The sequence below is a fragment of the Xanthobacter oligotrophicus genome (genome assembly GCF_008364685.1).
GTDB lineage: Bacteria > Pseudomonadota > Alphaproteobacteria > Rhizobiales > Xanthobacteraceae > Xanthobacter > Xanthobacter oligotrophicus.
Genome location: NZ_VTTL01000001.1, coordinates 463,148 through 481,764 on the forward strand (window position 1 = coordinate 463,148; position 18,617 = coordinate 481,764).

Annotated in this window: 18 protein-coding genes; 7 read left to right on the top strand and 11 right to left on the bottom strand. The window is 68.3% G+C overall.

What is annotated here, in order from left to right; translation table 11 throughout:
* Positions 1–386 precede the first annotated feature (386 nt).
* Positions 387–2,087 carry a flagellar biosynthetic protein FliO gene (locus tag FZ033_RS24500; RefSeq protein ID WP_188079249.1) on the top strand — a complete coding sequence of 567 codons (1,701 nt, stop codon included), beginning with the start codon at positions 387–389 and terminating at the stop codon, positions 2,085–2,087.
* Positions 2,088–2,283: 196 nt separating this feature from the next.
* On the opposite strand, the gene dksA is transcribed toward FZ033_RS24500, so the two are convergent.
* The gene (gene dksA, locus FZ033_RS02015) at positions 2,284–2,700 is read right to left on the bottom strand and encodes an RNA polymerase-binding protein DksA (RefSeq protein WP_149574487.1); all 417 of its coding nucleotides are present in this window, start codon (positions 2,698–2,700) and stop codon (positions 2,284–2,286) included.
* Positions 2,701–3,005: 305 nt separating this feature from the next.
* Here dksA and FZ033_RS02020 point away from each other — a divergent pair, with 305 nt between their 5' ends.
* A complete protein-coding gene (locus FZ033_RS02020) occupies positions 3,006–3,851 on the top strand; it encodes an AAA family ATPase (RefSeq protein ID WP_149574488.1) in 846 nt (281 codons plus the stop codon).
* An 18-nt stretch (positions 3,852–3,869) separates the two neighbouring features.
* Complete coding sequence (locus tag FZ033_RS02025; RefSeq protein ID WP_149574489.1) at positions 3,870–4,250, top strand: hypothetical protein; 381 nt, start codon at positions 3,870–3,872, stop codon at positions 4,248–4,250.
* A 270-nt stretch (positions 4,251–4,520) separates the two neighbouring features.
* Here FZ033_RS02025 and FZ033_RS02030 read toward each other — a convergent pair whose 3' ends face one another.
* The 9 genes from FZ033_RS02030 to coxB form a co-directional block, all read right to left on the bottom strand.
* Positions 4,521–5,369, bottom strand: a complete 849-nt coding sequence (locus FZ033_RS02030) for a MipA/OmpV family protein (RefSeq protein ID WP_149574490.1) — start codon at positions 5,367–5,369, stop codon at positions 4,521–4,523.
* A gap of 196 nt (positions 5,370–5,565) precedes the next feature.
* Positions 5,566–6,348, bottom strand: a complete 783-nt coding sequence (locus FZ033_RS02035; protein ID WP_149574491.1) for an SURF1 family protein — start codon at positions 6,346–6,348, stop codon at positions 5,566–5,568.
* The gene (locus FZ033_RS24225; RefSeq protein WP_149574492.1) at positions 6,345–6,731 is read right to left on the bottom strand and encodes a DUF983 domain-containing protein; all 387 of its coding nucleotides are present in this window, start codon (positions 6,729–6,731) and stop codon (positions 6,345–6,347) included. The genes FZ033_RS02035 and FZ033_RS24225 overlap by 4 nt, the downstream gene beginning before the upstream one ends.
* A gap of 96 nt (positions 6,732–6,827) precedes the next feature.
* Complete coding sequence (locus tag FZ033_RS24230; RefSeq protein ID WP_149574493.1) at positions 6,828–7,661, bottom strand: cytochrome c oxidase subunit 3; 834 nt, start codon at positions 7,659–7,661, stop codon at positions 6,828–6,830.
* Between the two features lie 143 nt (positions 7,662–7,804).
* Positions 7,805–8,416 carry a cytochrome c oxidase assembly protein gene (locus FZ033_RS02050; RefSeq protein WP_149574494.1) on the bottom strand — a complete coding sequence of 204 codons (612 nt, stop codon included), beginning with the start codon at positions 8,414–8,416 and terminating at the stop codon, positions 7,805–7,807.
* Positions 8,417–8,501: 85 nt separating this feature from the next.
* A complete protein-coding gene (locus tag FZ033_RS02055; protein ID WP_149574495.1) occupies positions 8,502–8,690 on the bottom strand; it encodes a hypothetical protein in 189 nt (62 codons plus the stop codon).
* Positions 8,687–9,634 carry a heme o synthase gene (locus FZ033_RS02060; protein WP_188079250.1) on the bottom strand — a complete coding sequence of 316 codons (948 nt, stop codon included), beginning with the start codon at positions 9,632–9,634 and terminating at the stop codon, positions 8,687–8,689. The genes FZ033_RS02055 and FZ033_RS02060 overlap by 4 nt, the downstream gene beginning before the upstream one ends.
* Positions 9,635–9,865: 231 nt before the next feature.
* Entirely contained in the window at positions 9,866–11,488 is a 1,623-nt protein-coding gene (ctaD, locus tag FZ033_RS02065; protein WP_149574496.1) for a cytochrome c oxidase subunit I, read from the bottom strand.
* A 126-nt stretch (positions 11,489–11,614) separates the two neighbouring features.
* Positions 11,615–12,490 carry a cytochrome c oxidase subunit II gene (gene coxB, locus FZ033_RS02070; protein ID WP_149574497.1) on the bottom strand — a complete coding sequence of 292 codons (876 nt, stop codon included), beginning with the start codon at positions 12,488–12,490 and terminating at the stop codon, positions 11,615–11,617.
* A 573-nt stretch (positions 12,491–13,063) separates the two neighbouring features.
* Between coxB and FZ033_RS02075 the strand changes: the two genes are divergently transcribed.
* The 3 genes from FZ033_RS02075 (at position 13,064) to FZ033_RS02085 (ending at position 16,990) form a co-directional block, all read left to right on the top strand.
* Complete coding sequence (locus FZ033_RS02075) at positions 13,064–13,636, top strand: invasion associated locus B family protein (RefSeq protein ID WP_149574498.1); 573 nt, start codon at positions 13,064–13,066, stop codon at positions 13,634–13,636.
* A 299-nt stretch (positions 13,637–13,935) separates the two neighbouring features.
* Positions 13,936–15,780, top strand: coding sequence for a monovalent cation:proton antiporter-2 (CPA2) family protein (locus FZ033_RS02080; RefSeq protein WP_149574499.1), 1,845 nt, complete (start codon positions 13,936–13,938; stop codon positions 15,778–15,780).
* Between the two features lie 199 nt (positions 15,781–15,979).
* Positions 15,980–16,990: a DUF937 domain-containing protein gene (locus FZ033_RS02085; RefSeq protein ID WP_149574500.1), complete on the top strand. Its 1,011-nt coding sequence runs from the start codon at positions 15,980–15,982 to the stop codon at positions 16,988–16,990.
* A 227-nt stretch (positions 16,991–17,217) separates the two neighbouring features.
* Here FZ033_RS02085 and FZ033_RS02090 read toward each other — a convergent pair whose 3' ends face one another.
* Positions 17,218–17,541: a DUF1127 domain-containing protein gene (locus FZ033_RS02090; RefSeq protein WP_188079251.1), complete on the bottom strand. Its 324-nt coding sequence runs from the start codon at positions 17,539–17,541 to the stop codon at positions 17,218–17,220.
* 190 nt (positions 17,542–17,731) lie between these two features.
* Between FZ033_RS02090 and FZ033_RS02095 the strand changes: the two genes are divergently transcribed.
* A complete protein-coding gene (locus FZ033_RS02095; RefSeq protein ID WP_188079252.1) occupies positions 17,732–18,613 on the top strand; it encodes a LysR substrate-binding domain-containing protein in 882 nt (293 codons plus the stop codon).
* Positions 18,614–18,617: the final 4 nt, after the last annotated feature.

Below are 18,617 nucleotides of genomic sequence, written 5' to 3' on the forward strand. Positions count from 1 at the left end.
AGCCGCCCTGCTCCGCCACACCGAAAAAACCGATCCCACGAGGGTGAATCGGCCCAATTGGTAAATCTGCCGCTAAACCCAAGACAAAAGAACGCGTTAACGGATCATTTTCCGTTAGGACAGGCCGGAACCGCCCTGAAGCTACGCCTGCATTCTGCCGCCAAATGCGCGCACGACTTAATTCCTGCCATGATTATCAACAAAGGCTTAGGCCTTGAGCTTCAGGATCACAGCCAATGCACCGGTCGGCGTGTGCGGGTCCGAGGCTGGCACAGATCGCGCCGGTGACGAAGAGGCAGAGCGCCGCCGTCGTCGGCATGGGGGTTTCCCCAATTGCGTTTCGTGGTCCACAGGCACACGAAACGCCTCTACATCAGAGCGGAGGCATGATGCTACAGCAGTTGTTCGGTTCCCAGCTCGCGCTTCCGGTCCGCCTGGCGATCGCCGTCGTCGTGATCGGCGCGTTGTTGGCCGTGACAGTGCTGGTGATGCGACGCCTCACCAGCCGTGGGCGCGGTCCCGTCCGAAGCGGGCGCGCCGGCCCCCGCCTCGCGGTTCTGGACAGCGTCGCGGTGGATCAGCGCCGGCGGCTCGTCCTGGTCCGCCGTGACGACGTGGAGCACCTGCTGCTCGTGGGCGGCAGCAGCGACATCGTCGTGGAACACCAGATCGCCGTCGAGGAAGAGGCCCCCGCCGCAACCTCGCCCGCCCCTGCCCTCGCCGCCTCCCGCGAGGCCCCGGCCCTGCAGCGGCCCGCCGGCCGGCGTGGCCTCCAAGCTCCTCTGCAGGCTCCTGCCGCGCCGCTTGCTCCCGCCGCCCTCGCCGCAGAAAGCATCACCGCGCCCTTGCCGGCGCCCGAGCCCGCCCCTGCGGTGGCCGTGGCTCCGCCTGCCCCCGCCGTTGCACCGGTCCCGCTCGCCGAGCCCCGCGAGGACCGTCGTCCCCTGCCCTCCCGCCGGCCCCTGCTGCGCGGGGAAAGCCCCGCCCCGGCGCCGCGGCCGGCCTTGCGCCCCGCGGTCGAGGCCCCTGCCATCACCCCTCCCGCCCCCGCTGTGTATGCGCCGCGGCCTGCGCCGCACGCCCCCCTGACGGCCGCCGCACCGGCGGTGGAGCCTGAAGCGGTCCGGTCCGCCCCCGTGGAGCCCCGCAAGGCACCCGAGATCGAGCTCGCGCCGCCCGCACGGGTCGAGCCGGCGCCGATGTCGCGGATGGAGCCCGCCCCGACCACCGACAGCCGCCTCGACGAGCTGACCCAGCGGCTCGATGCGGCCTTGGCCCACCCCGCACCTGCCCACCCCGCCTCCACGCCGGCCGAACCCCAGCTGAGCCTTGCCGACCTGCTCGGCGAGACCCCGGAAAAGTCGGACGAGCCGGAAGCTGCCCCCAAGGACGCTGCTTCCAAGGACGCCGCTCCCAAGGTGGAACCTCGGGTCGAGCACAAGTCGGAGACGGTCGCTGAGCCTGCGGCTCAGTCCGAGCCAGCCATCGACAGCCCGCAGGTGCGCCCTTCCGACCGGCCCCTGTCGCGCTTCCTGTACCAGTCGCGTTCCCGCCCCGAGCCGCGCGTCGGCGACGAGGCAAGGCCGCGTCTCGACCCCCTGCCGCGCCTCGACCCCCTGCCCCGGATCGAGCGCCCGTCGGAGGACGGCACCCGCCCGCCCGCTCCGCCCCGCTCCGAGCCGCCCCTGCGGCCGCGCGAGTTTGCGTTCCGCCCGGTTGAAGCCAATCCCCGCGAGCCCGCCAGCCGGGAGGCGCCCGCCCTCGACGCGCCGCGCCGCGAGCCGCCGGCCCTGCGCGAGATCACCCGGGAGCCGCTGCGCCCGAGCGAGCCCGCCCCGGTCCTGCCCCGTCCGGACATCGCCATCGAGGCAAAACCCGAGGTGAAAGCCGAGATCAAGGCCGACGCCAAGGTGGATGAGGATGCCCCGGTCCGTCCCGGCTTCATCCCGTCCGTCGCGCCCAAGGCTGCGGACTCCCTTGCCGACGCCCCCACCGCCGCGCCCGAGCCGAAGGCGAAGGATCCGCTCGACGATTTCGATGCCGAGATGGCCGACCTGCTCGGCCGCAGCAGCGCCCGCGGGCACTGATACCATCGGCTTCGGTCTTCGACCGATGCCAAGTGGGTACGCTCAAGCCACGCGGGCTTGACCAATGGCCATGGGCAACCCCCTCGGACCCTTGGTCTGAGCCGAACGCACGCATGAAAAAGGGCCGGCGACGCATTGCGTCGCCGGCCCTTTTGATTGGTCGCTGTGAAATCCGGGACGGTGCCCGTCACGGGCGTCAGTCGTCGCGATAGACGCGCTCGCGCCGCTCGTGCCGCTCCTGCGCCTCCACCGAGAGGGTGGCGATGGGGCGGGCCTCCAGGCGCTTCAGCGAGATGGGCTCGCCGGTGTCCTCGCAATAGCCGTAGGTGCCGTCCTCGATGCGCTGGAGCGCGGCATCGATCTTGGCGATGAGCTTGCGCTGGCGGTCGCGGGCGCGCAGCTCGATGGACCGGTCGGTCTCGGACGAGGCCCGGTCGGCGAGATCGGGATGGTTCTGATTCTCGTCCTGAAGGTGCTGCAGGGTCTCGCGGGCCTCCTTCAGGATATCCTCCTTCCAGCGCAACAGCTTCACGCGAAAATACTCGCGCTGCCTGTCGTTCATGAAAGGCTCGTCCTCGCGGGGCCGATAGTCCTCGTCGATTTGGATCGACATCAGCAAGGTCCTCAATAAGCGTCGCTGACCTCTGGCGCCGTGTCACTTCGGGTCCTTGCATCCCAGGGATGCAGGATCCGGGCGAACCTTGCCCTATCAACGACCTGAAGCGGCCTCCTGGCGATCTGGCCGGCGGAGCCGGACCCTCCCGGACAGGAATGACGCTCCATTGTCGGGGGCGCTTATATCGACGCCGCAGTTGGACTACAACCGGCATCGCAACGGGTATCGGGGCTTGACGCCGCGACCCGGCCCCCCGACCCTGCTGCAGTGCGGCGGGATGGCCGCCGGGAGGACGGGTATCCATGCGTTTCGAGGGCACGCAGAGCTATGTGGCAACCGATGATCTGAAGGTGGCGGTCAACGCCGCCATCGTGCTCGAACGCCCCTTGCTGGTGAAGGGCGAGCCCGGAACCGGCAAGACCGTGCTGGCGCAGGAAGTGGCCGGGGCGCTCGGCGCGCCGCTCATCGAATGGCACGTGAAATCCACCACCAAGGCGCAGCAGGGCCTTTACGAGTATGACGCCGTGGCGCGCCTGCGCGACAGCCAGCTCGGCGACCCAAAGGTGCACGACATCACCAATTACATCCGCCGCGGCAAGCTGTGGACAGCCTTCGCCTCGGACGTGCGGCCGGTGCTGCTCATCGACGAGGTGGACAAGGCCGACATCGAGTTCCCCAACGACCTGCTGCTGGAACTCGACCGCATGGAGTTCCACGTCTACGAGACCGGCGAGCAGGTGAAGGCGCGCCAGCGCCCGCTGGTCATCATCACCTCCAACAACGAGAAGGAGTTGCCGGACGCCTTCCTGCGCCGCTGCTTCTTCCACTACATCCGCTTCCCGGACGCCGAGACCATGCGCGCCATCGTCGAGGTGCATTTCCCCGGCATCAAGCAGCGGCTCGTGGGCGAGGCCCTGCGCCTGTTCTACGAGCTGCGCGAGGTGCCCGGCCTGAAGAAGAAGCCGTCTACCTCCGAGCTGATCGACTGGCTGAAGCTGCTGCTCGCCGAGGATGTGGACACCGAGACGCTGCGTCAGCAGGATGTGCGCAAGACCATTCCGCCGCTGGCCGGCGCCCTGCTGAAGAATGAGCAGGACGTGCACCTGTTCGAGCGCCTCGCCTTCCTCGCCCGCCGCGAGCAGCGCTGACGGAGCCCCGCCCGCCCCATGGATGCAACCGGCCTTCTCGTGACGTTGCTGGTGATCGGCGTGCCGCTTGCCATGTTCTTCGCCCTGCGCCGGACCAGAGCCCCGACGGCGCCGGAGCGACAGGCCGCGCCCACCGAACCGGCGCGGCGGCCGGCCGCAGATTTCGGCATGGCGCGGGAAGCCCATGACGCGCCGGTCCCCGCCGCGGATCAGGCCGCGGCCACCTCCGCTTCGGGCGCTGCCGCGGCAGCCGCGGGCGGCGCCTTCATCCTCGCGGTCGAGGTGGCGCGCCAGCATGGGGGGGAAAGCGGGAGCGAATCGACCGATGCCGGCCACAAGGACGGCCACGGCGGGAACGGACCGGATTCCGGTGCCGATTCCGGCAGCGGCGGTGCCTAGGGCGTTTTCGAGCGAAGTGGATACCGGTTCGCGTGAAGAAAACGCGTAAATACAATAATCTAGAGCGATTGCCGTGAGCCCGTGCGAACGGAAAACGCTCTAGGGCGTCGTCCGCTCAAACCGCCTAGCGCGCTGATCTGGCGCGGTCTCATTCCTGAGGTTTCGAGACGGCGTCGCCGTTCAAGTCGCGGCGACGGCCGCGACGGTCAGGCTATCCCTCGCAAGTTCTGGCAGCCGAGAGACAGTCGGCTCAGGACGCCAGGCGAGCGTTCACCACCAGGCCTTGCCGATGTTGAAGGTATAGCTGAGCGAGACGCCGGCCATGAACTGGTTGGCATCGCTGGTGAGCGGCGAGGACGAGGCGTCTCCCAGCAGGTGGCCGTAGGTGCCGTAGACGCCGGCCTCGAAGCCGTTGCGGAAATTGTAGGTGAGCTGGGCCGTGGCCCCCACCAGGTCGAACCCGGCACCGGCGCTGTAGGCGGGCAGCGGATTGCCGAATGCCGTGGCCACCGCCGACTGCACCGGGGTGACGCCGAAATAGGTCTCCATATAGCCCGAGCCGCCATAGGTCAGGCGCGGACCCACGGCGAAGCGCCACTGGCCGTAGGGCACGATGACATCGGCACCGAGCAGGCCGCGCACGCCCTCGAAGCCGCCGACGCCATAGCGCAGCTCGGCGCGGGTGCGCAGCCAGGGCGTCACGTACCACTCGGCGAAGCCGCCAGCTTCCACCGAGACGCCGATATCGCCGAGGCCTGTGAGAATCTCGGCGTCGCTCGCGCTGCGCCCCCAATCGAGCCGCCCCACCGCGCCGACGCGGAAGGTTCCGGTGTCGAACAGGGCGATGGACGGATTGTCGTCCACGCTACGGAAGACGTTGAGCTGGCTGGCCTTGCTGATGGAGAAGATGAGGCCGGGCCGCACGTTGTAGCCGTCGGAGCCGGGATACTTGGGCTCCAGCTGGCCCGCGGCGCCGATGGTGAGGTACCAGTCTTCCTGCGCCGAGGGCGCCACCGGGGTGGCCGGCGGCGGCGAGAACAGGTCGGCCGCCAGGGCGGGAACCAGCCCGCCCACGGAAAACACCGTGGCGAGAAGGGCGAGACGCAGCGACCGATGCATGGATGACCTCTGACTGAAACCGCAGCCATACTGCGGCCGAGCCGTTTGCAAATTCCGAACACGGCCATACCCGCCGCACCGTAAAGAGAAGATGGCTAACGGCCTGTTGCGTCAAGAGCTTGCCGGCGATACCGGGCGCCCGTTGCAAAAGCGCCACGCTGGTTCCGGCCCCTGCGGACGCTGCGACACCCCAGCCTCAGCCCGCCCCGCCGTTGCGGCGCCGGGTCCACAGGAACGCCGCCGTCACGCCCACCAGGGCCGCCGCGATGCCGTACCAGGTGAGCGCATATTCCAGGTGCCGGTTGGGGAACGCGAGGCGCGTGCCGCCGGACAGGGGCAGCCCCCCCGGCACCGCATTCGCCACCTCGTCGATGATGAAGGGCGCCGCGCCCGAAAGGCCGCGGGCTGCGGCGATGCCGGCGGGATCCATGCGGAAGAAGCCGCCGCGGGCCGGATCGTTGGCCGGCACGAACCAGCTCGCCTCCTCCGGCAGCCGCAGCAGGCCCACCACCTCCACCTCGCCCGTCACCTGTCCTGCGGCGCGGGTTGTGGGATCACGCCGGTCGGACGGGACGAAGCCGCGGTTAACCAGGATCGGCGGCCCATCCGGGCGCAGCAGCGGCGTGACCACGAGATAACCCTGCCCCTTCACGGGGCCGGCCGCATCCTCGCCGCGCACCGTATAGACGAGGGTTTCGCGGCCGTGGTCGAAGGTGCCGCGCACCTGAACGCGGCGATATTCGTCGGCCTCGCGGGTCAGCTTCGGCCAGAGCTCCGGCGGGGGAACAGGCACGGGCGGCGCGTGGACCCGCGCTTCCACGCGGGCGAGCAGCTCTTCCTTCCAGGCCAGCCGCTCCAGTTGCCAGGTACCGAGGCCGATCAGGATGAGAAAGGCCACCAGGGCGGCAACCGCCGGCAGCACCAGGCCCCGGCCCGGCCGCCGCTCGCGGCCGGCCGCATGGTCCGGCGCAGCGCTCACGGCGTGTGCGAATCGAGCCGCCCTTCGGCGGCCCTGTTGCGGTATTGCAGCGCCACCATCACGCCCTTGAAGGGGCGCAGGAGGCCCAGCGTCACCACGAGGATGGCGGGAATCCAGAGCAGCGCATGGACCCAGAGCGGCGGCTCGAACGTCACCTCCACCCAGAAGGCGAGCGCCACCACCACGAAGCCGCCGAACAGGATGACGAACACCGCCGGCCCGTCGCCGGAATCGGCGAAGCCGTAGTCAAGCCCGCAGGCAGTGCAGGACGGCGCCAGATCCAGGAACCCCTTGAACAGCGGCCCGCGCCCGCACCGGGGACAGTGGCAGCCGAGACCGGCCGACCACGGGGAGATCGGCGCGAAATAGGGGTCGAGGGGCATGATCTTTTTCCTTGCGTCCGGGCTGGCGGGCCAATCGCCTCAGCACGGACCGAAGACCGGGCGGGTTCGGCATGCCGCCCCGCCCGGCCTGATTGTTCAGTGACCGGCGGAGCCGCCGGACGCCCACACATAGACGAAGGTGAAGAGGAACAGCCACACCACGTCCACGAAGTGCCAGTACCAGGCCGCCGCCTCGAAGCCGAAATGCTTCTTGGGGGTGAAGTCGCCCTGATAGGCCCGCAGCAGGCACACCGCGAGGAAGATGGTGCCCACGATCACATGGAAGCCATGGAAGCCCGTGGCCATGAAGAAGGTGGCGCCATAGATGTTGCCCGCGAAGGCGAAATGGGCGTGGGCGTATTCGTAAGCCTGCAGCGTCGAGAACAGCACGCCGAGGATCACGGTGCACCACAGGCCCCACTTCAGGCCCTGCCGGTCGCCATGCAGAAGGGCATGGTGGGCCCAGGTGACGGTGGTGCCGGAGGTGAGCAGGATCAGCGTGTTGAGCAGCGGCAGGTGCCAGGGGTCGAGCGACTCGATGCCCTTGGGCGGCCACACGCCGCCGGTGAACTCCAGCCGCTGGTAGTTGATGGCCTCGCTGGTGAAGAGCGAAGCATCGAAGAAGGCCCAGAACCAGGCGACGAAGAACATCACCTCGGAGGCGATGAACAGGATCATGCCGTAGCGCAGGCCCAGATCCACCACGCGGGTATGGAAGCCGGCGCGGGCCTCATGGACCATGTCCCGCCACCAGCCGAACATGGTGTAGAGGACACCGAGGAAGCCCACCGCCATGGGAATCGCGGTGCCGCCATGCATCCACACCACCGCACCGGCGGTGAGGATGAGCGCCGAGACCGAGCCGATGATCGGCCAGGGGCTTGGATCAACGACGTGGTAATCGTGTTTCTTGACGTGTGCCTCGGCCATCGCGATAGGCCTCCCTTCCCCTGTCACGTGAAGGCCCCGCCGGATACCCGGCGCATGGCCCCATCCCTGCTGGACAGCCCTTCGGGCCGCCCGATCCTGTGCCCCGCGCAAAAGCGGTGCGCCCGCTCCAGAGCGGGCCGCCGTCAGCCCCCCGTCCCGCTTGCCCGCGCCGCCGGCTTGTCCGGCGTCTTGGCGGGGAAAAAGGTGTAGGACAGCGTGATATCGGTCAGCGTCTTCAGGTCGGGATCCTGCGCGATGGCGGGGTCCACGTAGAAGACGACCGGCATTTCCAGCTTCTCGTTCGGCGCCAGCGTCTGCTCGTCGAAGCAGAAGCACTGGAGCTTCACGAAATAAGCCCCCGCCTGGGGCGGGGAAACGTTGTAGGTCGCGTTGGCGTGCGTCTCGAGGTCGGAGCGGTTCGCCGCCGTGTAGTGGGCAAGGCTGGTGGCCCCCACTTTCACGGTCACGTCGCGCTCCACCGGGGCGAAAGCCCAGGGCAGGCCGGGCGCCACATTGGCGTCGAAGCGAATGGTGATCTCGCGCTCCATGGGTGCCGAAGTCGGCGCGGCGCCCACCCGCGTGGCGCCGCCGAAGCCCGTGAGCGCGCAGAACATGGCGTAGAGCGGCACCGACGCATAGGTGACGCCCACCATGGCGGCGATGAAGGCAACGCAGGCCGAAGCCACCACCAGATGGCGGCGACCGTCGGTGCGGCGTCCATTGCCCGCCCTGCGTTCAGCCTTGCCCGCGTCCATCCTTCACCCTCACCGTCCGGATCGCCCCCGATCCCTTTCCGTCGTCATCACGCCCCGAGCGAAACGCCCCCTTCGACTGACGGTCTCAAAGCGGCCGGTTCAGCACGTTGGGTCCCAGCTTCACAATGGTCACCACGTAGAACAGCACCGCCAGGAACCCCAGCACCGAGGCGATGGCGATATTGCGCGCCCGCCGCCGCCTGAGCTGTTCCGGCGTCAGGACCACGCCCTCCTCTTCCGAGGGACGTGGCGGCGTCTTCTTTCCCGTGCTCATCGCAGCAACCCACCAATCACCGCCTCGCCGAGGAGTGTGGCGAACAACGCGAACAGATAAACGATCGAGAAGCCGAACAGGCCCTTTGCCGCCTTCACCGCGGCTTCCCCCTCGCGGCGGCGATAGACGCGCCAGGCAAGGGCGATCATCCAGGCCCCCGCCAGAACCGCCACGGCGCCATAGGCGTAGCCGGCATAGCCGAGCACGGCGGGGCTCGCCGCCAGCGGCACGAGGAACAGGGTGTAGAGCAGGATCTGAAGCCGCGTCTCGTCCGGGCCCGCCGTCACCGGCAGCATGGGCACGCCGGCGCGGGCGTAGTCGTCCGCCCGGTAGAGGGCCAGCGCCCAGAAATGGGGCGGGGTCCAGAAGAAGATGATGGCAAACAGCAGCACCGGCTCCAGCGACACCGTACCGGAGGCCGCCGCCCAGGCCACCAGCGGCGGGAAGGCGCCCGCGGCGCCGCCGATGACGATGTTCTGCGGCGTCGAGCGCTTCAGCCACATGGTGTAGATGACCACGTAGAAGAAGATGGTGAAGGCGAGCAGCGCGCCGGCCAGAGCATTGACCAGCAGCCCCAGAACCACCACCGAGAAGGCCGAGAGCGTGAGGCCGAAGGCCAGCGCCTCATGGGCGGTGACCCGGCCCGACGGCACCGGCCGCTTGCGGGTGCGCGACATGATGGCGTCGATGTCGGCGTCCCACCACATGTTGAGGGCGCCGGCCGCGCCCGCGCCGACAGCGATGCACAAAAGGGCGGTGAAGGCGATTACCGGATGCACATCCCCCGGCGCACGGACGAGACCCACCAGCGCCGTGAAGATGACAAGCGACATCACGCGCGGCTTGAGCAGCTCGAAATAGTCGCGCGGCGACGCCAGCCCCTCTCCGGCCGCCGCGAAGGCATACGGCTCGGGATTGGTCAGGCTCGCTTGTTCGTCACGCATCCCGAAACTCCCTCAAACCCTGCTGGCCCAAACCCGGTCTGCCCTGGGGATGAGTGCCCCGACTAAACCGGTCTGGCGGACCCGCGCGCCTCTCCGGGCGCTTTGAACCCCAATCTCAAGACCTTCTTCGCCGGCAAGACACGCCAGGTGCGGCGCCTTGCGATCCCGAAGGTGGAAGAAGCCGCGGTCGCCCGCGGCTTCCTCAGGTCACGGCCGCATGCGGCCAGAGCTTCACTTGATGCGCGGCAGCACTTCGAACTGGTGGAAGGGCGGCGGCGAGGACAGGGTCCACTCCAGCGTGCTGGCACCGGGACCCCACGGATTGTCGCCGGCCTTTTCCTTGCGGATGAAGGCGAGCGCCGTACCGGTAAGGAAGATCAGCACCGCCACGCCCGAGATGTAGGAGCCGATGGAGGAGACGAAGTTCCAGCCGGCGAACGCATCGGGATAGTCCGCATAGCGGCGCGGCATGCCGGCGAGCCCGAGGAAATGCTGCGGGAAGAACACCAGGTTCACGCCCACGAAGGTGACCCAGAAGTGCAGCTTGCCCCAGAATTCCGGGATCATGTAGCCGCTCATCTTGGGGAACCAGTAGTACCAGCCGGCAAAGATGGCGAACACGGCGCCGAGCGACAGCACGTAGTGGAAATGGGCCACCACGTAATAGGTGTCGTGCAGCGAGCGATCGATGCCCGCGTTGGAGAGCACCACGCCCGTCACCCCGCCCACCGTGAACAGGAAGATGAAGCCGATGGCCCACAGCATGGGGGTGCGGAACTGGAGCGAGCCGCCCCACATGGTGGCGATCCAGGAAAAGATCTTCACGCCCGTGGGCACCGCAATGATCATGGTGGCGGCCACGAAGTACGACTGCGTGCCGCTGGACAGGCCCACCGTGTACATGTGGTGCGCCCACACCACGAAGCCCACCACGCCGATGGCGACCATGGCGTAGGCCATGCCGAGATAGCCGAAGATGGGCTTGCGCGAGAAGGTGGAGATGATGTGGGAGACGATGCCGAACCCGGGCAGGATCAGGATGTACACCTCGGGGTGACCGAAGAACCAGAACAGGTGCTGGAACAGGATCGGATCGCCGCCGCCGGCCGGATCGAAGAAGGTGGTGCCGAAGTTGCGGTCGGTGAGCAGCATGGTGATGGCGCCGGCCAGCACCGGCAGCGACAGCAGCAGCAGGAAGCCGGTGATCAGCTGCGACCAGGCGAACAGCGGCATCTTGTGCAGCGTCATGCCCGGGGCGCGCATGTTGAAGATGGTGGTGATCAAGTTGATGGCGCCCAGCAGCGACGACGCGCCGGCGATGTGCAGCGAGAAGATAAGCAGGTCCATGGCCGGGCCGGGATGGCCGAGCTTGGACGACAGCGGGGGATAGATGGTCCAGCCGCCGCCGAAGCCGTTGGAGCCGGCCGCGCCTTCCACGAACAGCGACGACAGCGCCAGGATGAAGGACGGAGGCAGCAACCAGAAGGCGATGTTGTTGATGCGCGGGAAGGCGGTGTCCGGCGCGCCGATCATCAGCGGGGCGAAATAGTTGCCGTAGCCGCCGATCAGGGCGGGCATCACCATGAAGAAGATCATGATGAGGCCGTGGCCGGTGGTGAAGACGTTGAAGGTCTGCGGATTGGAGAAGATCTGCAGGCCAGGATGCTGCAGCTCCATGCGAATGGCGATGGACAGGATGCCGCCCACGATCCCCGCCACGATGGCGAAGATCAGGTACATGATCCCGATGTCCTTGTGATTGGTCGAGAAGACCCAGCGCTTCCAGCCGGTGGGGATGTGCGCGTCGTGGTCGTCGTTTCCGTAGTGGCTGTGGGTGACTGCCTCGGTGGCCATTCCCGCTATCCTTGTCTGCCGGCACTGGCGCCCGTTCCGCCGCACCGTCGCTTGCCTGCTCCCGCCACCGGCCGCGACCGGTGGCGCAATTTCAATAAGGCGCCGGGCCGGGCGCCAGCCGAAGCCTCAGCGCGCCAGGGTGCCGGCGGGTTCGCCGGCGTCGGCTAGCTTGCCGGCGGCATCGGCCGCCGACGCGAACTTCGCCTTGGCCTGGGCAACCCAGGCCGCAAAGTCCGCCTCGCTCACCGCCCGCACCGCGATCGGCATGAAGGCGTGGTCGCGACCGCACAGCTCGGAGCACTGGCCGTAATAAATGCCCTCGCGGGTCACCTTGAACCAGCTCTCGTTCAGGCGGCCGGGATTGGCGTCGATCTTCACGCCGAACGCCGGCACCGCGAACGAATGGATCACGTCGGAGGAGGTGACCTGGATGCGCACGATCTTGTTGACCGGCACCACCACCTCGTTGTCCACCGCGAGCAGGCGCGGCTGGCCCGGCTTCAGGTCCTTCTCGGACACCAGGTAGGAGTCGAAGCCGAAGGCGCCATTGTCGGGATATTCGTAGGACCAGTACCACTGGTGCCCGGTCACCTTCACCGTCATGTCCGCCTTGGGAATGTTCAGCTCAAGGTGGAGCAGGCGGAAGGACGGGATGGCGATGAGCACGAGGATCATCACCGGAATGACGGTCCAGGCCACCTCGATGAGGGTGTTGTGGCTGGTCTTGGAGGGCACCGGATTGGCGCGCTCGTTGAAGCGCACCACCACGATGGCGAGCAGCACCAGCACGAACAGCACAATGGATGTGATGATGATGAGCATCATCGTGTTGAAGCTGTGGATCTGCTCCATGACCGGTGTGGCGGCGCCCTGGAGATTGATCTGCCACGGCGACGGCTGACCGGTCTCGGCCAAGGCTGCACCCGAAAAGGCGGCGCTCGCGAACAGGTTCGCGGCGCACGTGCCCATGGCAAGGGCAGCGGAGCGGAGGAACGACATCATCTTCAACGGCTCTCCCTGGCCCGGCGGATTGAACCACCGTACGTGCTGCGCCCGCCCTGCACGCTCAGCGGCGCGCCGTCCGGACCACTTTCAAGTGAGCTACCCATCCGGCGGAAACCGCTGGCAAGTGCACTGATTTTTAAGGCAGCCACTCTCCCTAGAGTTCATCAAACATAATTGGGTCCGCCTTGCAATCGCCCAAGCTTGGCCCTCGGTGCGACAATAAGTCGGCGGATTGGGGCCCGATACGGGAGGCCCGTGAAGGGGTGCGGCACTGGCCCTTGCGCCGCCTTGCCCCACGGTTCCGCACCCGCTGCCGCGCTCGCGGTCGGCACCCGGGTATGCCGCAGCGGAACAGGGACAAAATGGCGCGCGCATTCGGTTACTTAATACCAACGGCGGGAGGCGCTGGGCGGCCGTAGAACGACCCCTTGGGAGAATCCCCATGGCATGCATCCGCGCCACGCTGCCGCCGCATTGTTGACAGGATGGCTAGGCCATTAAGGCATTGGTTCACTAAATCAGATAAGGCAGGTTTGCCTGGCGCCCGCCGGGTCCCTGCCGGAGCTTGCGATGGTCCTGTCGTTCCCTGCCCGCCGCCTCTTCCTTTCGGGCCGTGCCGCGAGGGCCCGGTCCGGGACGAGAGCCAGTGCGCTGCTTTCCCTTTTCGGCGCGCTGCTCGCGGCGGCCTTCGCGACAGCGCAGCCCGCGGCCGCGCAGGGCGTGGTGAAATCGGTGCATGGCGAGTGGCAGATTCGCTGCGACACGCCGCCCGGCGCCCAGAGCGAGCAGTGCGTGCTGCTCCAGTCGGTGCAGGCAGAGGACCGGCCGAACGTGGGCCTCACCGTCATCGTGCTGAAGACGGCGGACCAGAAGAGCCGCCTGCTACGCGTGCTGGCCCCCCTCGGCGTGCTGCTGCCGGCGGGCCTCGGCCTCAAGATCGACGACCAGGACGTGGGCCGCGCCGGATTCGTCCGCTGCCTGCCCAACGGCTGCGTCGCCGAGGTGGTGATGGACGACGCCCTCGTCGCCCGCCTCAAGTCCGGCAAGCAGGCCACCTTCATCATCTTCCAGACCCCGGAAGAAGGCATCGGCGTTCCGCTCAGCCTCAACGGCTTCGGCCCGGGCTTCGACACGCTGCGCTGAACGGCGCCGGCCGGGCGGCCGGTGCACGGGAGCCTTAGAACGCACGCGCGACGCGAACACGCGGGGCAGATGTGCCAGACTGCGCGCGACGGCCGTGGGTGCGGACGACAGGTGCAGACGACGGGCGCGCGGAAGCATTGAGTGACACATGTCTTGCGCGGGGCCATCGCTGCGCCGCAGCATTGGCACGGTTTGGACATGCTTGCTGCGCACAAAGCTGGAGCGGAGCGGGGTAGCGACGTTCGGGCGGCCGGGGCAGCGCCGGGGCGGTGGCTTCGGGGGCCGGCAGGGAGAGGTGGATGCACGGGGATGAACACGCACTTTTCGGCGCGGCGCTCGCCTTCCTAGCCGCAGCGGTCGTCTCCGTTCCCATCGCCAAGCGCCTCGGCTTTTCCCCGGTCGTCGGTTATCTGCTGGTGGGCATCGCCATCGGCCCCGTGGGCTTCAACGTGGCCGATCCGGGGGTGGTCTCCACCGTCGCCGAGCTCGGCGTGGTCATGCTGCTGTTCCTGGTCGGGCTGGAGCTGAAGCCGTCCAACCTCCTGTCCATGGGCCATTTCATCTTCGGCCTGGGCACCGCGCAGCTCATGCTGACGGCGCTGGCGTTCGCGCTCCTGGCCTATTTCGGCCTCGGCTTCGGCGTGGCCGCGGCGGTGGTCAGCGGGCTGGCCCTTTCGATCTCGGGCACCGCCATCGCGCTCCAGCTGCTGGGCGAGCGCGGCGACCTTGCCTCCCCCTATGGCCAGCGCACCTTCTCCATCCTGCTGTTCCAGGACATCGCGGTGGTGCCGCTGCTCGCCCTGGTGCCCCTGCTGGCGCCGGGCGGCGAGGCCGAGGTGACGCGCGATCCCAAGGCGACCCTGCTCGCGGCCGCCATCGCGGTGGCGGCCATCGCCGTCATCGTGGTGTCCGGGCGCTATCTGCTCAATCCGCTGTTCCGCGTGCTGGCCCGCTCCGGCGCGCGCGAGGCCATGACGGCCGCCGCCCTGCTGGTGGTGATGGGCGCCGCCGGCCTCATGGAGGCGGCCGGCCTTTCGGCGGCGCTCGGGGCCTTCCTCGCCGGCCTGCTGCTGTCGGAAAGCACGTTCCGCCACGAGCTGGAAGCCAATGTGGACGCCTTCCGCGGCCTGCTGCTCGCCGTGTTCTTCATGAGCATCGGCATGTCGCTCAACATCAACGTGGTGCTGGGCCACATCCCGAGCCTGCTGGTGGGGACGCTGGCGGTGGCGGTGGTCAAGTCGGTGATCGTCTACCTGGTGTTCCGGGCCGACAACATCGCCCCCCAGGATTCCATGCGCGCCGCGGTTGCGCTCATGTCCGCGGGCGAATTCGCGTTCGTGCTGTTCCCGCTGGGCCTCGACAACGGGATCCTGAAGTCCGAGCAGGCCGACCTTTTGATCGCGCTGGCCGCGCTGACGATGATCCTCGGCCCGCTGCTGTTCGCCGCCTTGTCGCGGCTGCTGCCGCGCTTCGCCCGCCCGGTGGCGGAGCCACCGGCGGATGATTTTGCCGATGCGGACGGCTCGGTGCTGGTGATCGGCTTCGGCCGATTCGGCCAGATCGTCTCCCAGTGCCTGCTGGCGCAGGAGGTGACCGTCACCATCATCGACAAGGACGTGGAGATGATCCAGTCCGCCGGGCGCTTCGGCGTGCACATCTATTATGGCGACGGCACGCGGCTCGACGTGCTGCGGGCAGCCGGCGCCGAGACCGTGGAAGTCATCTGCGTGTGCGTGGACAACAAGGAGGACGCCAACCGCATCGTCGAGATCGTACGCGCCTCCATCCCCAACGCACGCCTGTTCGTGCGCAGCTTCGACCGGGTGCATTCCATGGAGCTGGCGCGACTCGGTGTGGATTTCGAGCTGCGCGAGACCCTCGAATCGGCCCTGTCCTTCGGCGCCCGCACCCTGGAGGCGCTGGGCGTGCCGCAGACCGCCGCCGCCGCCCGCATCGCCGACGTGCGCGTGCGCGACCGCGCCCGTCTGGAACGCCAGCTGGAGGAAGGCATCTTCGCGGGTGCCGAGGTGTTCAGCGGCCACAAGGTGGAGCCCGAGCCCCTGACCCAGCCCGAGAAGCCGGCACGCCCGCTGAACCCGGAGGCGCAGGACATCCTCTCCCACGAAACCGAATTCTCCGGCTGAACCGGGGCCTTGCGAACGCCGCTGCGGCCGGCCCGCCGGAGTCTTTGGATAGCCCCGAGGCTGTTGCAACCATTTCGTGATTTCGGCGAGACGATGGCGTAAGGTCGCAGCACCGGGTACGCGATCGGGCAACGGGAAACGGGACGGACAGGCTCGCCAGATCGCACATCTGGGCGCCGCGCTCCTGCGGAGTTGGCGTATGGATCAATTCTTGGAGATGCTCCGGGCGGCACAGGGCGGCCACGGGCTCGAGAATATCGGGCGCATGTACGGCCTGTCGCCCCAGCAGGCACAGGCGACGGCCGAGGCGGTGATGCCGGCCTTCACCGAGGCCTTCAAGCAGGCGACCCAGTCTCCCGAAGCACTCGCCTCGCTCATGGCGCTCATGACCAGCGGGCCCTACGGCGCCTTCTACACCCAGCAGCCCGCCGCACCGGCCGAGTTGTCGCGTGCCGGCAGTGAGGCGCTCGACACGGTGTTCGGCTCGTCCGACGTGAGCCGGGCCGTGGCCGCACATGTGGCATCAACCACCGGTCTCGGCGTCACCGTGGTGCGGCAGATGATGCCCACCTTCGCCACCCTCGTGGTCGGCGGCCTTGCGAAGTCGCTGGCCGCCTCCGGTGCGCTCCAGCAGATGCTCGCGGCCATGCTGAGCCGCATGCCCGGCCAGACCACGCAGCGCATCGCGCCCATCTCCTCCGGCAATCCCTTCATCGACGCATTCCTGGCCTTCACCAGCACGGCGACCGAGCAGAGCCAGGGCTCCAAGGCCTTCGCCACCGGCAATCCCTGGGCCGACGCCTATGCCCAGATGATGTTCCAGCGCGCGCCCCAGCCGGCGCCCCAGCAGCAGCGCAGCACGAATCCGATGGACGCCTGGCAGGACGTGGTCAACGCCATGACCAAGACCATGACCCAGGCCGGCGTCCCGCCCGCGCGCACCCCGCCGCCGGAACCGCCGCCCCCGCCGCTGGCCCCGTTCCAGAATTTCTTCGCACAGCTGTTCGCTCAGGGCTTCCCGCCGGCCTTTCCGGGGACGGAGGGGCAGCAACGGGCCTATTCCATCCCGGACTTCTGGCTCGACATCATGCGCTCCGCCGGGACCTACCCCGCGCAGCCGGTGCAGGAAGCCGAGACCCTGCCGCCGGAGCGGCCCCGCCTCGTCAATACCTCATCCCAGAACCGCACCGGCGGCCGCGACGCGAAATAGCGCTGCGCCGGCGCGACGGGACGAGACATCCAGACACAAAACGACCCGCGCCGATTGCGGTCGGCGCGGGTCGAGGTTCGGCGGAATCGAGGGGCGTTCCCGCCGGATCTTTCTGGACGGACCCAGTCGGCCTGAAACCGCCCGGCCGGATCGCGCTCCATGCGTTTGATTTGGACCGTGCGCGTCACACCCCCGGCATCCGCTTCGCTTTAAGCTGCGCGAAAACCTCAGTGCTGCTGTGCGCGGCCTGCAAGCCTTGCGGCCGCGCGGCGCTCGGTGGCGCGCAGGATGAGCACCCGGGTCGGGTCATCGAGCAGCGGGCCGGAGGTAGCATCGCGCAGGTCCGCGCGGGTCACGCCGATGTCGCGCAGCATGCGATCATCGAGGCCGGCGAGCTCAGACATGACACTGCGGCGTTCGATGGCGCGCCCGATGGCGCCCGCCGTCTTTGCCACGTTGCCGGCCAGGGAGACGGCCGCCAGGCACAGGGCCGCCAGCATCTCGCCCACGGGGGCAAAGGCAATCTTCCGGGTTTCACCATAAACGCTCATCTTCATCTCCATAGCCGGGGTGGGGATCGCGGACAGTCCTTTCGTGGGTCCCAGGGGCTCTTGAAGCCACCCGATTTCGTATCCCGCCGCTTCGGCGCGCCCTTTGTGACTCCCTGGGATGAATCAAGCTAGCGAATGTTTTTCATCTAACGTATCATTCTGCGTGATGAATGCTCCGGAACCGCACCCCATGACGGTGATGCTCGACCCCGACCAGCTGCGCACATTCGTGGCCATTGCCGAGACCGGCAGCTTCACCCGCGCGGCGGAGGTGGTGCACAAGACGCAGTCCGCCGTGTCCATGCAGATGAAGCGTCTGGAGGAGCGCGTGGGCCGGCCGGTGTTCGCGCGCGACGGCCGCGCCTCGCGCCTCACCGAGGATGGCGAGCGCCTGCTCGATTTCGCCCGGCGCATCGTCAAGCTGAACGTGGAGGCGGTGCTGAGCTTCGCCGACGCCGCCCTGTCGGGGCGGGTCTGCCTGGGCGTGCCGGACGATTATGCCGACCGCTACCTGCCGGACATCATGGCCCGCTTCTCGCGGACCCATCCCTCCGTGGAACTGACCGTATTGTGCGAGCCGTCGAGCGAGCTGGTGCAGCACATCGCCGCCGGCACCATCGATCTTGCCATCATCACCGCCACCGAGATCACCGCCCGCAACGCCCACGTCATCCGCCGGGAGCGGCTGCTGTGGGTATCCTCGGCGCGGCACAGCGTGCATCTGGAGACGCCGGTGCCGCTGGCGCTGGGCCGGACCACCTGCCAGTGGCGCGACATCGCCGTCTCCCGGCTCGCCGGGGCGGGGCGCAGCCACCGCATCCTCTACACCAGCCCCAACAGCGGCGCGGTGGCGGCGGCGGTGCTGGCCGGGCTCGCGGTCTCGGTGTTTCCGGAATCGGCGCTTCGCACCGGCATGCGCGTGCTTGGCAGCGCCGACGGCTATCCGCCCCTGCCCCCGTGCGACATCGGCCTGCTGCGCAATCGCCACGAGCCGTCGCTGCTGGCCGACGCGCTGGCCCAGCACATCGTGCAGGGCCTCGACAACCTCACGGATGCCGAAGCGGCGCAGTGACGCC

Excerpts from the sequence above, each read along its gene's own strand:
- FZ033_RS24500 (WP_188079249.1), top strand. The coding sequence starts at position 387 with ATGATGCTACAGCAGTTGTTCGGTTCCCAGCTCGCGCTTCCGGTCCGC.
- FZ033_RS24225 (WP_149574492.1), bottom strand. The coding sequence starts at position 6,731 with ATGCCCCTCGACCCCTATTTCGCGCCGATCTCCCCGTGGTCGGCCGGT.
- FZ033_RS02060 (WP_188079250.1), bottom strand. The coding sequence starts at position 9,634 with ATGCGTGACGAACAAGCGAGCCTGACCAATCCCGAGCCGTATGCCTTC.
- FZ033_RS24230 (WP_149574493.1), bottom strand. The coding sequence starts at position 7,661 with ATGGCCGAGGCACACGTCAAGAAACACGATTACCACGTCGTTGATCCA.
- coxB (WP_149574497.1), bottom strand. The coding sequence starts at position 12,490 with ATGATGTCGTTCCTCCGCTCCGCTGCCCTTGCCATGGGCACGTGCGCC.
- FZ033_RS02095 (WP_188079252.1), top strand. The coding sequence starts at position 17,732 with ATGACGGTGATGCTCGACCCCGACCAGCTGCGCACATTCGTGGCCATT.
- FZ033_RS02085 (WP_149574500.1), top strand. The coding sequence starts at position 15,980 with ATGGATCAATTCTTGGAGATGCTCCGGGCGGCACAGGGCGGCCACGGG.
- ctaD (WP_149574496.1), bottom strand. The coding sequence starts at position 11,488 with ATGGCCACCGAGGCAGTCACCCACAGCCACTACGGAAACGACGACCAC.
- FZ033_RS02030 (WP_149574490.1), bottom strand. The coding sequence starts at position 5,369 with ATGCATCGGTCGCTGCGTCTCGCCCTTCTCGCCACGGTGTTTTCCGTG.
- FZ033_RS02025 (WP_149574489.1), top strand. The coding sequence starts at position 3,870 with ATGGATGCAACCGGCCTTCTCGTGACGTTGCTGGTGATCGGCGTGCCG.
- FZ033_RS02050 (WP_149574494.1), bottom strand. The coding sequence starts at position 8,416 with ATGGACGCGGGCAAGGCTGAACGCAGGGCGGGCAATGGACGCCGCACC.
- FZ033_RS02055 (WP_149574495.1), bottom strand. The coding sequence starts at position 8,690 with ATGAGCACGGGAAAGAAGACGCCGCCACGTCCCTCGGAAGAGGAGGGC.
- FZ033_RS02090 (WP_188079251.1), bottom strand. The coding sequence starts at position 17,541 with ATGAGCGTTTATGGTGAAACCCGGAAGATTGCCTTTGCCCCCGTGGGC.
- FZ033_RS02075 (WP_149574498.1), top strand. The coding sequence starts at position 13,064 with ATGGTCCTGTCGTTCCCTGCCCGCCGCCTCTTCCTTTCGGGCCGTGCC.
- dksA (WP_149574487.1), bottom strand. The coding sequence starts at position 2,700 with ATGTCGATCCAAATCGACGAGGACTATCGGCCCCGCGAGGACGAGCCT.
- FZ033_RS02020 (WP_149574488.1), top strand. The coding sequence starts at position 3,006 with ATGCGTTTCGAGGGCACGCAGAGCTATGTGGCAACCGATGATCTGAAG.
- FZ033_RS02080 (WP_149574499.1), top strand. The coding sequence starts at position 13,936 with ATGCACGGGGATGAACACGCACTTTTCGGCGCGGCGCTCGCCTTCCTA.